The sequence below is a fragment of the Thioalkalivibrio paradoxus ARh 1 genome, from assembly GCF_000227685.2.
In the GTDB taxonomy this organism is placed as follows: Bacteria; Pseudomonadota; Gammaproteobacteria; order Ectothiorhodospirales; family Ectothiorhodospiraceae; genus Thioalkalivibrio; species Thioalkalivibrio paradoxus.
This window is the reverse complement of the sequence record NZ_CP007029.1, coordinates 1,438,490-1,453,459: the sequence shown is the minus strand read 5'-3', so window position 1 is coordinate 1,453,459 and position 14,970 is coordinate 1,438,490. Positions and strand designations below refer to the sequence as shown.

Annotated in this window: 12 protein-coding genes and 1 pseudogene; 6 read left to right on the top strand and 7 right to left on the bottom strand. The window is 66.9% G+C overall.

Going from position 1 to position 14,970, the window contains the following annotated elements; translation table 11 throughout:
* Nucleotides 1-46 precede the first annotated feature (46 nt).
* Complete coding sequence (locus THITH_RS06770) at nt 47-256, bottom strand: hypothetical protein (protein WP_025367356.1); 210 nt, start codon at nt 254-256, stop codon at nt 47-49.
* Nucleotides 257-324: 68 nt separating this feature from the next.
* A complete protein-coding gene (locus THITH_RS06765; RefSeq protein ID WP_006747846.1) occupies nt 325-2,382 on the bottom strand; it encodes a sodium-translocating pyrophosphatase in 2,058 nt (685 codons plus the stop codon).
* Between the two features lie 759 nt (nt 2,383-3,141).
* Here THITH_RS06765 and THITH_RS06760 point away from each other — a divergent pair.
* Together THITH_RS06760 and THITH_RS19150 are read left to right on the top strand one after the other, a co-directional pair.
* Nucleotides 3,142-3,783, top strand: a complete 642-nt coding sequence (locus THITH_RS06760) for a hypothetical protein (RefSeq protein WP_006747847.1) — start codon at nt 3,142-3,144, stop codon at nt 3,781-3,783.
* Between the two features lie 182 nt (nt 3,784-3,965).
* Nucleotides 3,966-4,172: pseudogene (locus THITH_RS19150) on the top strand (hypothetical protein); the annotation flags it as partial.
* 43 nt (nt 4,173-4,215) lie between these two features.
* On the opposite strand, the gene THITH_RS06755 reads toward THITH_RS19150, so the two are convergent.
* The 5 genes from THITH_RS06755 to THITH_RS06735 form a co-directional block, all read right to left on the bottom strand.
* Nucleotides 4,216-4,545, bottom strand: coding sequence for a hypothetical protein (locus THITH_RS06755; RefSeq protein ID WP_006747848.1), 330 nt, complete (start codon nt 4,543-4,545; stop codon nt 4,216-4,218).
* Nucleotides 4,546-4,680: 135 nt separating this feature from the next.
* Nucleotides 4,681-7,686 (bottom strand): putative bifunctional diguanylate cyclase/phosphodiesterase, encoded by a 3,006-nt coding sequence (locus THITH_RS06750; protein ID WP_006747849.1) that lies wholly within the window; start codon nt 7,684-7,686, stop codon nt 4,681-4,683.
* Nucleotides 7,687-7,843: 157 nt separating this feature from the next.
* Nucleotides 7,844-8,380 carry an NUDIX hydrolase gene (locus tag THITH_RS06745; protein ID WP_006747850.1) on the bottom strand — a complete coding sequence of 179 codons (537 nt, stop codon included), beginning with the start codon at nt 8,378-8,380 and terminating at the stop codon, nt 7,844-7,846.
* 157 nt (nt 8,381-8,537) lie between these two features.
* Nucleotides 8,538-9,692, bottom strand: a complete 1,155-nt coding sequence (argE, locus tag THITH_RS06740) for an acetylornithine deacetylase (RefSeq protein WP_006747851.1) — start codon at nt 9,690-9,692, stop codon at nt 8,538-8,540.
* A 90-nt stretch (nt 9,693-9,782) separates the two neighbouring features.
* The gene (locus THITH_RS06735) at nt 9,783-10,103 is read right to left on the bottom strand and encodes a hypothetical protein (protein ID WP_006747852.1); all 321 of its coding nucleotides are present in this window, start codon (nt 10,101-10,103) and stop codon (nt 9,783-9,785) included.
* A 344-nt stretch (nt 10,104-10,447) separates the two neighbouring features.
* Between THITH_RS06735 and THITH_RS06730 the strand changes: the two genes are divergently transcribed.
* From THITH_RS06730 to THITH_RS06715, 4 genes are all read left to right on the top strand, one after another.
* Nucleotides 10,448-11,017 (top strand): 2-oxoacid:acceptor oxidoreductase family protein, encoded by a 570-nt coding sequence (locus THITH_RS06730; protein WP_006747853.1) that lies wholly within the window; start codon nt 10,448-10,450, stop codon nt 11,015-11,017.
* On the top strand, nt 11,001-12,176 hold the full coding sequence (gene porA, locus THITH_RS06725; protein WP_006747854.1) for a pyruvate synthase: 1,176 nt from the start codon (nt 11,001-11,003) through the stop codon (nt 12,174-12,176). Before THITH_RS06730 ends, porA begins: the two co-directional genes overlap by 17 nt.
* 26 nt (nt 12,177-12,202) lie before the next feature.
* A complete protein-coding gene (locus THITH_RS06720; RefSeq protein ID WP_006747855.1) occupies nt 12,203-13,195 on the top strand; it encodes a thiamine pyrophosphate-dependent enzyme in 993 nt (330 codons plus the stop codon).
* A 66-nt stretch (nt 13,196-13,261) separates the two neighbouring features.
* Nucleotides 13,262-14,953: an FAD-dependent oxidoreductase gene (locus THITH_RS06715; protein ID WP_006747856.1), complete on the top strand. Its 1,692-nt coding sequence runs from the start codon at nt 13,262-13,264 to the stop codon at nt 14,951-14,953.
* Nucleotides 14,954-14,970 lie beyond the last annotated feature (17 nt).

The window sequence follows — 14,970 nt, the reverse complement described above, 5'->3', positions numbered from 1 at the left end:
CCGCCACGCGCTTACCGTCCCGTTGGCCGTGAAACGGCCGCCCGGGTCAGTCTTCTTCCTGCAGTTCCTCGTGCCAGCCCCGGTCCAGACCGAACTCGAAACTGTGCACCCGCAGACCTTCCGGGAAGGCCTGCTGCATGCGGCGTTCGAACTCCGCGTACACCTCCGCCTTGTGCTGCTGCACGTCCCAGTCGCGGCTGTCGACGTCGACGCCCTCGACGTCCAGGTCCATTTTCAGTTCCATCTCCGGCGCCATCTGCAATCGAATCTTGGGCATGATCTTGGGTTCTCCTTATCGGATGCGGAAGCGGGCCCGGGCCTCGCTCAAAGGACCGGCACGATCAATAGTGCCATGATGTTGATCACCTTGATCAGCGGATTGATCGCGGGACCGGAGGTATCCTTGTAGGGGTCGCCCACGGTGTCGCCGGTCACCGCGGCCTTGTGCGCCTCGGAGCCCTTGCCACCGTGGTTGTCGTCCTCGATGTACTTCTTGGCGTTGTCCCAGGCACCGCCGCCGGTGGTCATCGAGATCGCGACGAACAAGCCGGTGACGATGGTGCCGATCAGCAGACCGCCGAGCGCCTCCTTGCCCAGGAACACGCCGACCAGTACCGGCACCAGCACCGGCAGCAGCGACGGGATGATCATTTCCCGGATCGCGGCCGTGGTCAGCATGTCGACCGCCCTTGTGTAGTCGGGCTTCGCGGTGCGTTCCATGATCCCGGGGATCTCGCGGAACTGCCGGCGCACCTCGTTGACGATGCCCGAGGCCGCACGGCCCACCGACTCCATGGTCATCGCCGCAAACAGGTAGGGCACCAGCCCGCCGATGAACAGACCGACGATCACCTTCGGATTGCTCAGCTCGAACACGTAGGTCAGGCCCGTGTGGTCGGCCAGACCGTGGGTGTAGTCGGCGAACAGCACCAGTGCGGCCAGGCCCGCGGAACCGATCGCGTAGCCCTTGGTAACCGCCTTGGTGGTATTGCCCACCGCGTCGAGCGCATCGGTGACTTCGCGCACATCCGGCGGCAGATCGCCCATCTCGGCGATGCCACCGGCGTTGTCGGTGACGGGTCCGTAGGAGTCCATCGCGACGATGATCCCGGTCATCGACAGCATCGCGGTGGCCGCGACCGCGATGCCATACAGGCCGCCGAGCGCGTAGGACACCAGGATCGCGGCACAGACGGCCAGCACCGGGGCAGCGGTGGCCTTCATCGAAATCGCAAGGCCGGCGATGATATTGGTCGCGTGTCCCGTGGTGGAGGCGGCGGCCAGATGCCGCACCGGGCGGTACGACGTCGAGGTGTAGTAGTCGGTCAGGATCATGATCACGACGGTCAATGCGAGGCCGACCAGCGCCGCCCCGTACAGGCGCATCACCGCTCCGCTCTCGACACCGATGCTGCCAGCGAGCGCGTTGTCCGGGATCATCAGCATCGTGATCGGCAGGAACGCAATCGCGGCCAGGCCGCCGGAGACCGCGAGCCCCTTGTACAGCGCTTTCATGATCTCGCCGCTGTGGCGTGCCCGAACGAACAATGTGCCGACGATCGACGCGAGGATCGCCGCACCGCCGAGCACCAGCGGGTATACCGCCGCCATCACACCCAGATCGCGCACCAGCAGCGTGCCCAGCATCATGGTCGCGATGATCGTGACCGCGTAGGTCTCGAACAGGTCGGCGGCCATCCCGGCGCAGTCCCCCACGTTGTCGCCGACGTTGTCGGCGATCACCGCCGGGTTGCGCGGGTCGTCCTCGGGAATCCCGGCCTCGACCTTGCCGACGAGGTCCGCGCCCACATCCGCACCCTTGGTGAAGATCCCGCCGCCGACACGCGCGAAGATCGAGATCAGCGAACCGCCCAGCGCCAGACCGACCAGCGGGGACAGCCCCACGCTTTCGCCACTCGGCGTGATCAGCCACAGGATCGCGAAATAGCCGGCAACGCCGACCAGGCCAAGCCCGACCACCAGCAGACCGGTGACTGCGCCGCTGCGGAACGCGACATTCATCGCCGGTTCCATCCCGTTCATCGCGGCGGCCGCAGTGCGCACGTTTGCGCGCACTGCCACGTGCATGCCGATGAAGCCCGCGGCTCCGGACAGTACCGCGCCGATCACGAAGCCGATCGCCGAGGCGGCACTGATCACCAGCCAGAGCAACACGAAGATCACCACGCCCACGATCGCAATCGTGGTGTACTGGCGTTTCATGTACGCCGATGCGCCTTCCTGGATTGCCCGGGCAATCCGGCGCATTTCGTCGTTGCCCTCGGACATGCCGAGCACCCAGCGTATCGACCACACGCCATAGACCAGTGCTACCGCGCCGCATAGCAGCGCGAACACGAGCCCCATCACTGACATCGTCATTACGGCCTCCCCTTGAGACACTTTGGTGGTGGTATCGGGAAGCGCGGCACGAGCGACGGCAGGCCTCGGGGATCACCGGCATCGCCGGCCATCCTGTTGCCCCCGGGGCACCCCCCTCGATCTCCTCCGGCGCTCCCCTGTTCTTCTTGTTTCGCCGGTAGCACGCGCACATGGATGCGCGGCCGCCGGCGCCGATGGCCAGGGCCATGCGGTTGCTTGTCAGGGTACGTCCGGCGCGGCGTTGCCCCCAACGCCGCGCCCGGTCACGGGGGTGCAACTTTGACACCGCAAACCCCGTGGCTTCATTCCGGAAGGCGCGCGACGCCCGAAGCGCGCACCGGCGCCGGGCTCGCCCGGGCAGACGCCCTGCCTTCCGCTGGGCGCCGAACCTACTCCCCGGCTTGCGGGGAGTCAAGGCCGGATGGGCGGACCAAGACTGGCACCATGCGCAGACGCGTTCGGAACCCAGCGGAGCGTGCACCGCCGTTCGCCTCGGCGCAGTGGGCGCAGCCCAAGACTGCCGGGCTGCTAGACTTCTGGAAGCCCGCAGGTCGGGACGCGCGATACGGATTTCACCTCACTGCAGCCGCACCGTCTTCAGCGCCGGGCGATTCCGGCGGGGCCGTCCGGGCCGCTCGTGGCGTTGCAGAACGGGCCGGACGCCGCTGCGGGGTACCGGCGCTGACCTGAACGCGGATACGCCGATCACGGGTTCCCGAACCAGCGAGGCGATGGACAGAACAGCAACGGGAGGATGCATTGTCGAATTGGCTACGGGTGCCGCTGGCGCTGAAATACTTTCTCGCCATCACACTGGTACAGGCAGTCACCGTGCTGCTGGTGCTTGCGTGGTGGCATACCGGGTCCACCGACATCGCGCTGACCTTTGCCGCGCTCGGGCTGGTCAGCGGCCTGTTCGCCGCGCTGTGGCTCGCCTCGATGGCCCGCGGTGCCCACGGCGAGGCGCTGATTCGGGCCGAGGCCCACCTCGCCCGCGAGCGCGAGCGTCACCGGCGCCTGACCGAGAAAGAACGCGCGAAAGCCGCCGACGACGCACGCCGGCAGGTGCAACGCGAAACCCAGCGCGTCAAGACCCGGTCGAGCCTGCGCATGGCCGGCGCAGTCGCGGGAATGGCGGGTCTGGGGACGCTGCTGCTGCTGACGCAATTCCTGTCGCTGGGCGTGCTGCTGGTCAGCTCCTCGGGCGGCGCGGTCGCCGGCTACCTGTTCCGGATCCGCCAGGAGATGCGCCGCCGCGGTGCAAACGGGAACGGAGACAACGGCGGGAACGGAGGCAACAACCTGCCCCGGATGGTCGCGGGAACACGCCTCCTGAACGGCGACGCCAGCCGCTCCGGTACCCCTCGAACCGAGACTACCGATCAGCAACCCCGTTCCTGAAACCGGACGCATGCGGGCGGGTGGCGATGCCACCGGCGCCCACAGCGCACCGGGGCGGGTGGCTCCATCGCGAAGTCGATGCAGTTCGCCATCGCGTCGAGCCCGGTCTGCGAATGGGACCCTACGAGGTGGCCGCCTGGGGACACAGGTCTACGCGGCCCCGGCACCACCATAGGGTTCCGATGCACCCCAGGGCACGAACGGCCGTTACCGGTAACGTGAAAGTCACGGGCGGTCTCGTGTCCCTGTCGCCCCGTAGGGCGGAAGAGCGCAGCGTCATCCGCCACACGGCGTTCGCAGTGTCCAGACGCCCGCGGCACCCCGGGCGCCGCCTGGCGGATGACGGCCTTCGGCCTTTTCCGTCCTACGCTGCTTTCGTAATCGGGGGTCCCCGCGCGCCATCACCGTTGACGACCGGTAGCGGACGAAGATTTATATCGACGGATATACCTGGCGCGCACCCCGGGAAAGGCCATTGCGCATCAGCATCTCCGACGACGAACGCAGATCCCGCTGGAAGCGGACCCAGATCCCGTCCGGCCAGCGCCCGGCCACCACGCCGAACACGCGTCGGCCGCCCTTCGAGCCGAACTCCGGAAAGATGATCTCGACGGCATCGTCGTCGATCGACCCGGTATATTCGATGAACGCACCGCTGTTGCACAGCTTGCGCGTCTGCACCTTCACCGGGGGCCCGTCACCCGTATCGAGCCAGACATCCGTGCGCACCCAGATGCATTCGTCATCATGGTGATGTTCCATTGCTGCTTACCTCCAAGCGCCATCGTCGAGGTTCGGTTGTGGCACGCTCTTACCGGCATGCTTACCCGAACCTTGGACTTTGAATATAGACGAATCTATATGACGTAGGTAAGTTCGCTGACTACCTGGGTATAACTACGCCCCCGACGGATTTCGGGCCGCGAGCCAGGCCGGAACGTCCTCGGCGGGCAGCGGCGCACTGGCGAGGAACCCCTGGTAGGCGTCGCATTCCAGCGCTTCCAGAATCTCCAGCTGATGGGCATTCTCCACCCCTTCGGCAAGCACCTTGAGCGAGAGGTTGTGCCCCATCGCGATCACCGCCGACGCGATCTTGCGCGCACCGTGATCGGTCTCGATCTCGCGCACAAAGCTCTGGTCGATCTTCAACCGGTCGATCGGAAAGGTTCGCAGATATGCCAGAGACGAGTACCCGGTGCCGAAATCGTCGATCACGAGGCCAACCCCGAGATTCTTCAGACTGCGCAGCATGGCTGCAGCCGAATTGGCCTGTTTCATCAGCAGCGATTCGGTGATCTCCAGCTGCAGACACTCCGGAGGCAGGCCGCTGACTTCCAATGCCTCTGCCACCCGAGCCGTCACATCCTGCAACAGAAACTGCTGGCTGGAGACATTGACCGCCACCTTCGCCAGACCGAGCCCACGATGCCGCCAGACCTGGAGTTGGCGACACGCCTCCTTCAGCACCCAGAGCCCCAGCGGCGCGATCAGACCCGATTCCTCGGCTACCGGAATGAACTCGTCGGGACCGACCAACCCCGTCTCCTGATCATTCCAGCGCACCAGCGCCTCGACCCCGATCGTCGCCCCATCGGCGACCGAAATCTGCGGCTGAAAATGCAATACGAATTCCCGGTGTTCGAGTGCCTTACGCAGCCGGGTTTCCAGCGCCAGCCGGCGGCTGGCCGCGCGGGTCAGCTCCTCGGTATAGAAATGGAAGGTGTTGCGGCCCAGTTCCTTCGCCCGGTACATCGCCGAGTCGGCGTTGCGGACGAGTTCGCTGCTGCTGGCACCATCATCAGGGAACAGGCTGATACCGATGCTGGCCCCGATGAACACTTCGTGTCCGCTGGGCAGCGTGAAGGGTGCCTGCAGCAGTGCCAGCACGTCCTGGGCCAGGCGAGCCGCCTCGTCGGGCTGGTTCACATGTTCGAGCAGCAGCATGAACTCGTCGCCACCAGTGCGCCCGAGCGTATCTTCCCGGCGGAGCCGCGGCTGCAGCCGGTCCGGCACCTGGCGCAACAGTTCATCACCGACCGGGTGGCCCAACCCATCGTTGATCGCCTTGAACCGGTCGAGATCGATGTACAGCAACGCTACCCGATGCCCGCGCCGCTGCGCGCGCTCGAGTGCCTTCGCAAGCCTGGACTCGAGCAACACGCGATTGGGCAGACCGGTCAGCGCGTCGTGGTGGGCCAGAAATTCCAGCCGTTCCTGGCTTTCCTTGATCCCCGAGATATCGGTGAACACACCGACGTAATGGGTAACATTGCCGGCGTCGTCGAGCACGCTGTCGATCGTCAGCCACTCGGCGTAGGTTTCCCCGTTCTTGCGCCGGTCCCGGATCTCGCCCTGCCAGTGGCCAAACTCGCGCAGCTGTTCCCATAGGCTGCGGTAGAACGCGGTGTCGTGATGACCACTCGCGAGCACGCTGGGATTGCGCCCATACACCTCGTCCTGCGTGTACCCGGTGATCTCGGTGAACGCACGGTTCACCGACAGGATGCGCACGTCGGCGTCGGTCACCACGACACCGTCCCGGGTATGTTCGAAGACCATTGCGGTCCGGCGCAGCGCTTCTTCGATTTCCCTGCGCTCCGTGATGTCCTGGAACGCCCCCTGCACCCGAATCACCTGGCCGTCGGGACCCCGCACCGGCTGCCCGATCGTGCGCACCCAGCGCTGCTGCCCGGATGCGGTGACGATCTGCATCTCCTCGTCGTAGGGGATGCCGTCGTGCGCCGCCCGCGTGAAGACCTCTCGGATCCGTTCGCGCCACCGCGGGGCGTAATACGCGATGCCCTGATCCACCGACGGCGAGGTTCCCGGGGGCATCTCATGAATGCGGCAGACCTCGTCCGACCACCACACGCGCCCTTTGTCCAGATCAACGTCCCAACCCCCGATATGGGCCAGGTTCGCTGCCATCTGGACCAGGCGTTCGCTGCGGCCCAGCCGCTGCTCGGCTTCGCGGCGCTCCTCGATTTCTGCCCGCAGCGCTTCGCGGTCGGACTCGGCAGCCCTCCAGCGCAGCTGCGCGACGTGCGTGCGATTCAGCGCGACGGCAACCACGAACGCAAGCATTACCCCAAGGAGCAGCAGCAGCTGAGCACTCCCAGGCGCCGAGACCATCGCGGTGCCCCCCATGTCGAAGGCTGCCTGCCACACCAGCACGACGATCGTGAACACACCCAGCCCTGCGGGTACCGGCAACCAACCCAGCGGCGGCACATCTCCGCGCGAACCCTCGTACCAGGCAACCAGCAGCAGTGCCGCGCCGGTCAGCACCAGGGCCGTCGCGGTCTGCATCGCCATGCGGGGCAGCGCACCCCAGTCATGAGCGGGCTCCAGCTGAAACGCATGACCCGCCAGCACCACCACTCCCAGCCCGACCACGATCGCACCCGCGACGCCAAGCACGATCGCCAGCACTCGGCCGCGATCGAGGAACGCTGGCAGCACCAACGCCAGACCCGCCAGCATCAACGCCAGCGCGGTGTTCGGCGCCATACGCCCCGGGTGCGGCGTGCCCGGCATCGGCGGGGCAGCAAGAATTCGCTGATCGATGCCGAGGTCGAACGTGAACAGGTACTGCGAGAGGGTCAGGGTGCCGAGCGCAAGGACTGCCACACCCGGCACCGCGGCCACCTTGGCGGCGCCGAGCACTAACGACACCAGACCGCCGCCGATCAGAAACAGCCCCAGCGCCGTGATGTATGGAACAGGCAACAGATCCGCACGCCACTGCAACAGCCCGGCATATCCGGCGTGCCAAACCAGCATCGCCGCAAGTCCGAACAGAGCGACCAGCACCGCGATGCTCATCGCCACGGCTGCGCTCAGCGCGTGCTGCCCGCCCGCCACAGCAGTCACGGCCCTTTGGAGCCAAGCTTCCCTGGCCATCGGCACACTCCACATGGAAGGCGCAAACGGCGGTTTCGAATCCGCCCCCAGCCCGTCGACGAGATTCTTCGCCTGCAACGGGCCGGCCCCTGCAGAGGCGACCCCTCACGCGGCCTGCAACGCGTCGCGACGCCAGCGGGCCACTCCCGAACAGCCGTCACCCCTGCTGAAACGGGGCCGTTCGCGGCGAGATCACCGCCTGCGCCAGTGTTTCCTGATAATCCTTTAAAGCCCAGTGTACGGAGGGAAAGGCGATATCGTCCACCGGAATTCGATCCGGCGGAAACAGTGCCACCTCGAGTGATTCGGGTCCTGGCTGAACTCGAGGACTCCGCAACCAGGCCCGGTAGATCATCTGCACCTGGCTGATCCGGGCAATCGAATACACCGCAAGCAACTGATCGATCGCCAGTTCTGCCCGCGCTTCTTCCCAGGCCTCGCGCACAGCGCCCTGCTCGGTGGTTTCCCCGAGTTCGAGATAACCCGCAGGAAGGGTCCAGTAGCCCTTGCGCGGCGCAATCGCGCGACGGCACAGCAGGATTTGACCCTCCCAGCTTGCCACCACACCCACCACGATCCGGGGGTTCTCATACTGGATGAAACCGCAGTCGTCACACACCAGGCGCTGGCGATTATCGCCCTCGGGAACGCGGCGACTGAAGTTCAGGGGATCGTCGTTCTTCGGGTCGGACATCGGCATCGTTCCTGCGCAATCGGGATCGCTTCTGCTTGCCGGGCTGCCGCTCAGCGACTGGGGCGTCACTGCAAACCCGGGCTCTCGAGGTTTGGCAGCAGCCCTTCCGCCAGCGCGAGGTTCCGCCGCGACCGGGTCCGGGCAGGCTCAAAGGCACTCAGGACAGGGCCGATATCAGCCGCTGCTGGAAGCGCAGCCCGGACTCGAGTTGTTCCAGTGTGATGTACTCGTCGGGCTGATGTGCCTGATCGATCGACCCGGGTCCACAGACCACGCTGGCCAATCCCGCTTGCTGGAACAGACCGGCCTCGGCTGCAAACGGCGCCCGGCCGGTATCCTGATGACCGCTCAGCCGGCAGGCGAGTTCGATCGCCGGATTGCGGTCCTCATGCGCCAGCGCCGGGGCCTCCATCAGGATCTCGGTCGTGACCCCGGTTTCTTCAGCGACCGTCTGCATCGCGGGTTCGACATGCATCCGGCAATGCGCACCGAAACCGTCCAGGATCCGCGCCGGATCATCCCCCGGCACCGAACGGATGTCCCAGTCGAACGAACAATCGCGCGCGACGATGTTGACCGCGGTGCCGCCGTGCACCACACCCACGTGGACGGTGGTATGGGGCGGATCAAAGCCTGGCGCGAACGGCCCGGACACCGCGCGCCCGCGCGCCACGTCATCGAGGTAGCCGATCAGCCTGGCGGCGGTGGTGACCGCGCTCACACCCCGGTGCGCCTGGCTCGAATGCACCTCACGCCCGCGCACGCGCGTCCGTGCCACCGTGATCCCCTTGTGCGCGGTGAACACCCGCATTCCGGTCGGCTCGCCGACGATCACGGCTGCCGGCCGCGGCAGCTCGCCCACCGCCTCGACCAGGCTCGGGGCGCCCCGGCAGCCGACTTCCTCGTCGTACGACAAGGCGAGATGGATCGGCCGGCGCAGCGCCTTCATCTGCGGTATCAACGCCAGCGCGATCGCGACAAAGCCCTTCATGTCACAACTGCCGCGGCCGTACAGGCGCCCCGCGCGCTCCTCCAGGCGAAACGGGTCCGTGCTCCAGGCCTGACCATCGACCGGCACCACGTCGGTATGGCCGGACAGCACGACCCCGCCAGCGATTCGCGGGCCGACGGTCGCCAGCAGGTTTGCCTTGGATCCGTCGCCATTCGGGATCAGAACCGAATCGACTCCATGGCGCGCAAGAAGGTCACGGACAAACCCGATCAGGTCGAGGTTGGAGTTGCGCGAGACGGTATCGAAGGCGACCAGCCGTTCGAGTATCGCGCGGACATCGGCAAGCGCGGTCGCCATCATGCCGGCGCGGGCTGTTCCTGGGCATCACGATCCCCGCGCCACCGGCAGGCAGCGAGCGTCCCGGTTGCGGGCCGTCCCGGCCGCACCGCGTCACCCGTCTCCTGCGGGGGAATCGGATTCTTCCCGCCGGCGTTTCGGGATCAGCGCGGTTCCGATCACCACCTCCAGCCGGCGTGCAGCATAGAAAAAGCTTTCTCCGGTCACCGTCCCGAGATACTGAACGTTGGTTACAGCCTCGGCCTCGGCGGGAACATCCCGGCGAAAGCTCTCGAAGATCGTGCTGCCGCTATAGCCGCCTTTCATGAATACGCCGCGCAGCTCGTAGTCACTCAGCCGGGTGCCCCGGGACTCGCAGTACTCGCTGGCGGAAACGTTCACCATCGCTCCGCTGAAAATCTTCTTCTCGACCATCCCACGATTCTAGCGGCCCCGGCCCAATGCGACGACCCCGTTCGATTTTTTCCAACCGTGGCCATCCTCATCGCGCGATGCCACGCAAGTCTGATCGCCGACCATCGTCCAGCACCCGAAACGCGGCCTTCAGGATCACCGCCGTGCTGTCACAGCAATCGCAGCTTCGGTCTGCTACTCTCAGGAATCGCCGGGCTCGGGCCGCCTGGCCCGCGGATCGCCCCGAAATCGGGGCGACATAAGCGGCGGTCGTGCCAGGCTGAGACGCGGTTCGGCCACGTCGACACATCCGGGATCGGTTCCGTACACAAACCCGAACAGGTGACAGGGAGATTCACGCGCGCATGCTCGAGATCAGGATTCACGGCCGCGGCGGCCAGGGCAACGTGGTGGCCGCGTATCTGCTGGCGTCTGCGGCGATCGACGGGGGACGGTATGCTCAGGCGTTCCCCGCCTTTGGCGCGGAGCGCCGGGGTGCCCCGGTCGCCGCGTTCGTCCGGATCGACGAACAGCCGATCCGCCGCCGCTGCCAGGTCCGGGAACCGTCGTTCCTGATCGTCCAGGATCCCGCGCTGATGGAGGTTCCCGGAACCCTTAGCGGGATCCGGTCGGAAGGTACGGTGCTCGTCGACGGGCCGGCTGCCGGAATCGACTCCAGCGGCAACCACGAGGTAATCACGATGCCCGCGACCCGTCTGGCAATGGAACATATCGGGCGTCCAGTGCCCAATACGGCGCTGCTGGCCGCCTTCATCACGCTGACCGACCTGATGCCGCTCTCGGCACTGACCGACGCGCTCGCAGCAAGGTTCAAGGGGGCCATCCTGGAAAAGAATCGCAAACTGGTCGAGGCTGCGGCGACCACCGTTGAGGCTGGACGCTGGCGGGAGGTGGCGCATGCCGCAGGCGCTTGAAGGCTCACAGGCGCTGGCCCGGGCGGTGGCACTGTGCCGTCCGCAGGTGGTCGCGGCCTACCCCATCACCCCGCAGACCCACATCGTCGAAGGCATCGCCAAGCTGGTGGCCGACGGCCAGTTCGAGTGCGAGATGGTCAGCGTCGAGAGCGAACACTCGGCCGCGTCGGTCGCGCTGGGTGCGGCCGTCGCCGGTTCGCGCGCGTATACCGCGAGTGCATCACAGGGGATCCTGCTGATGGCCGAAGTGCTCTACGACATCGCCGGGCTGCGCGTGCCGCTGGTGATGACCTGCGCGAACCGCGCATTGTCGGGACCGCTGAACATCTGGAACGATCAGCAGGATTCGATGTCGATGCGCGATTCCGGCTGGATCCAGCTGTACTGCGCGACCAACCAGGAAGCGGTGGACACGACCATCCAGGCGTTCCGGATCGCCGAGCGCTGCGAACTCCCGGTGATGGTCTGTGTCGACGGCTTCACGCTGACCCACACGCTGGAACCGCTGGAGATCCCGGCACAGGACCAGGTCGACGGCTTCCTGCCCGCCTATCACTTCCGCCATGGACTCGACCCGGCGCAGCCGCGCAGCCTCGGCACGCTGGTGGGTCCCGAGCATTTCAGCGAGGTGCGCCACGCGCACCACCAGGCGCTGCTGCGCGCCCAGTCCGAGATCGTACAGGCCGATGCCGACTGGGGGGCCGTCTCGGGCCGCCAGTACGGCGGGCTGCTGGAAGTACGTGGGGATCCGGATTCCCGCCTGGGCATTCTGACGCTGGGGTCGGTACTCGGAACCCTGGAAGACGCGATGGACGAGGATCCAGGCCTGCCCCGTGCCCGCTTCCTGAAGTTGCGCAGCTTCCGCCCATTCCCGGCGCAGGCGCTGCGCGAAGCCTGTGCCGGTCTCGACACCCTGATCGTGCTGGAACGCGCGCTGTCCCCGGGTTCGGGGGGCATCGTCGGTCCCGAGGTGCAGGCGGCATTGGCGAACTTGCCTGAGCGCCCGCGCGTGCACAACTTCGCGGCCGGACTCGGCGGCCGGGATCTATCGCTCGATCTCTATGCGCGCCTGGTCACCGCCGTGACCGGCGAGGATTCCCCCGCCCCGTTCGGGATCATCGACGCGGATCCCACCCTGTTACCCGAAGAGGATCGCTGACGTCCAGCGCACCGCGAGGTCCGATCATGAACGAACAGCCCGTGCTTTCCCTCGACACCCTGCGTTCGCGTCAGCCGCGTTTCCGCGGACTGGAGTCGGGCCACCGCGCCTGCCAGGGCTGCGGCGAGGCGCTCGCCGCACGCCTGACCACCGAAGCCGCCGGCCCCGACGTGGTCGTGGCCAACGCCACCGGCTGCCTGGAAGTCTTCAGCACGCCGTGGCCCCAGTCGGCGTGGCGCTTGCCCTGGGTCCACTCCGTGTTCGGCAACGTCGCCGCGGTCGCGGCCGGAATGGAGGCCGCGTTGAAACAGCAGGGGCGGGCAACCCAGGTGCTCGCCTTTGCCGGCGACGGCGGCACGTTCGACATCGGCTTCCAGGCCTTGTCGGGGATGATGGAGCGCGGACACAACGTGCTGTTCGTATGCTTCGACAACGAGGCCTACATGAATACCGGCGTCCAGCGCTCGGGGTCGACGCCGCATGCGGCGATGACCACCACGTCGCCACCCGGGAAGGTACGCATGGGAAAACGGCACATGAAGAAGGACATCGTGTCGATCATCGCGGCCCACCACATTCCCTATGCCGCCACCGCCTCGGTGGCGTACACATCGGACCTGCGCAAGAAGGTGCGCCGGGCGATGGATACCGAAGGGGCAAGCTTCCTGCAGATCCATTCGCCCTGCCCGCTCGGCTGGGGTCACGACGGCGCCGCCACGATCGAAGTCGCGCGTCTGGCGGTGCAAACCGGACTTTTCCCGATCATCGAGATGGAACGCGGCGAACTCATCGGCACGCTGCCGATCCGGGAACCGAAGCCGGTCTCCGACTACCTGAAGCTGCAAAACCGCTTCCGCCATCTGTTTGCCGACGACTACCGGGCGCGCAAGGAACTGGAACATCTGCAGGCGATCGCCGACCGCAACATCGAACGCTTCGAGCTGCGTGGCGTCCGTCCCGAGAGCTATGACACCGAAGGGGCCGACACGGTACACCGCGGCGGCGACCGTTGGGCCTGACCAGGCTCCTTCCGGCATGCCATCGCCCCGTCCCCTGCCCCTTCCATCGATGCAAGCGAGCCGACCATGATCGAAATCCCCCGCGGCGCCTTCGCCCGGCCCGGCACTTCCCTTGACTTCAAGACCGGCACCTGGCGGGTGGAACGGCCCGTGCATCAGCGCCGCGCCGCGCCCTGCCATTCGGCCTGCCCGGCGGGCGAGGACGCCCAGGCATACCTGGCCAAGGCCGAGGTCGGGGACTTGCGCGGAGCCTGGGAAACGCTGGTGGCCGCCAATCCGCTGCCGGCGATCACCGGGCGCGTCTGCCACCATCCCTGCGAGTCGGCCTGCAACCGCCGGCATTACGACGACGCGATCACGATCCATGGGGTCGAGCGTTTCCTGGGCGATCGCGCGCTGCACGAGGGCTGGGCGTATCCGGTGGCGACGCCCGGCCCCGATGCGCCGCTGGTCGCGGTGGTCGGCGCCGGGCCGGCCGGGCTGTCGGCCGCCTACCACCTGCTGCGAAACGGCTGCCGCGTCACGTTGATCGACGCGATGCCGGCCCCCGGCGGCACCATGCGCACCGCGATCCCCCGCTACCGGCTGCCCACCGAAATCCTCGACCAGGAACTCGACCGCATCGTCGCACTGCCCGGTATCGACTTCCGGCCGCGCACGCGGCTCGGGCGCGACCTGTCGCTGCAGGAACTCAAGTCCGAACACCAGGCGCTTTTTCTCGGCCCCGGGCGCCGCAAGGGCCGGGAGTGGAGCGCCGATTTCGCGGTCCCGGGAGATCTGCATACCGGCCTGCAACTGCTCGAGGCATGGGTCGCCGAGGGGACGCTGCCCGACCAGCCGCGTTCGGTCGCGATCGTCGGCGGCGGCAATACCGCGGTGGATCTTGCCCGGGTGCTGCGGCGCCAGGGAGTGGAGCAGGTTCATCTGATCAGCCACCAGCGCGTTCCGGCACCCGATGTCCCCGCAGACGACGCGATGCGGGCGACGTATCGCGAGGTTTCCCAGGCGATCGAGGAAGGCGTGACGATCCACGAACACCGCGGTGTACGCCGCCTGATCCTGCGCGGCGAACGCGTGGTCGGCATGGAACTCGTTCATATGAAGAAGCTGGCCGGGCCCGACGGACGGCTGCGCCGGGTCGCATTCGAGGGCACCGAAACCGTGCTTCATGTCGACCATGTGATCCCCGCGATCGGCCAGGACGTCGATCCCGACGGCTTCAACGGGCTGGTCGAGCGCGGCCAGATGAACGTGGAACCCTGGTGGGGCGAGCTGCGCGGGCATCCGGGGATCTTCAGCGGCGGCGATGCCCGTTCCGATCACGGAACCGTCAGCGAGGCAGTCGGCGACGGGCGCCGCGCGGCGCTCGGGATCGTGCGCCGGCTCTCCGGACAGCCACTGGATCCGGGAGCGCCACCCGAGCCGATTCCCTACGACGATCTCAACGTGCACTACTTCGAGCCGCTGCCGGCAGCACGCGAACCCGTATTGCCGCCGGAGCACCGCAAGGGGCTCGAGGAAATCGAGGGCGGACTCGACAGCAGCGGCGTGCGCAACGAGGCCCACCGCTGTTTGTCCTGCGGCGACTGCCTCGCCTGCGACAACTGCTGGACCCTGTGCCCGGACCAATCGGTGCTGAAAACCCGCGAGGTCGCCGCCGACGGCAGCCACTACGTGTTCGACTACGACTACTGCAAGGGCTGCGGTATCTGCGCCCACGAATGTCCAACCGGCTACATCCGCATGATTCCCGAGTAGCACGCCCCAGGTCCGGA

What these genes read in the sequence shown, in the direction of transcription:
- THITH_RS06750 (WP_006747849.1), bottom strand. Translation starts at nt 7,686, where the DNA reads ATGGCCAGGGAAGCTTGGCTCCAAAGGGCCGTGACTGCTGTGGCGGGC.
- THITH_RS06745 (WP_006747850.1), bottom strand. Translation starts at nt 8,380, where the DNA reads ATGTCCGACCCGAAGAACGACGATCCCCTGAACTTCAGTCGCCGCGTT.
- THITH_RS06720 (WP_006747855.1), top strand. Translation starts at nt 12,203, where the DNA reads ATGAACGAACAGCCCGTGCTTTCCCTCGACACCCTGCGTTCGCGTCAG.
- porA (WP_006747854.1), top strand. Translation starts at nt 11,001, where the DNA reads ATGCCGCAGGCGCTTGAAGGCTCACAGGCGCTGGCCCGGGCGGTGGCA.
- THITH_RS06730 (WP_006747853.1), top strand. Translation starts at nt 10,448, where the DNA reads ATGCTCGAGATCAGGATTCACGGCCGCGGCGGCCAGGGCAACGTGGTG.
- THITH_RS06770 (WP_025367356.1), bottom strand. Translation starts at nt 256, where the DNA reads ATGGCGCCGGAGATGGAACTGAAAATGGACCTGGACGTCGAGGGCGTC.
- THITH_RS06715 (WP_006747856.1), top strand. Translation starts at nt 13,262, where the DNA reads ATGATCGAAATCCCCCGCGGCGCCTTCGCCCGGCCCGGCACTTCCCTT.
- THITH_RS06765 (WP_006747846.1), bottom strand. Translation starts at nt 2,382, where the DNA reads ATGACGATGTCAGTGATGGGGCTCGTGTTCGCGCTGCTATGCGGCGCG.
- THITH_RS06735 (WP_006747852.1), bottom strand. Translation starts at nt 10,103, where the DNA reads ATGGTCGAGAAGAAGATTTTCAGCGGAGCGATGGTGAACGTTTCCGCC.
- THITH_RS06755 (WP_006747848.1), bottom strand. Translation starts at nt 4,545, where the DNA reads ATGGAACATCACCATGATGACGAATGCATCTGGGTGCGCACGGATGTC.
- argE (WP_006747851.1), bottom strand. Translation starts at nt 9,692, where the DNA reads ATGATGGCGACCGCGCTTGCCGATGTCCGCGCGATACTCGAACGGCTG.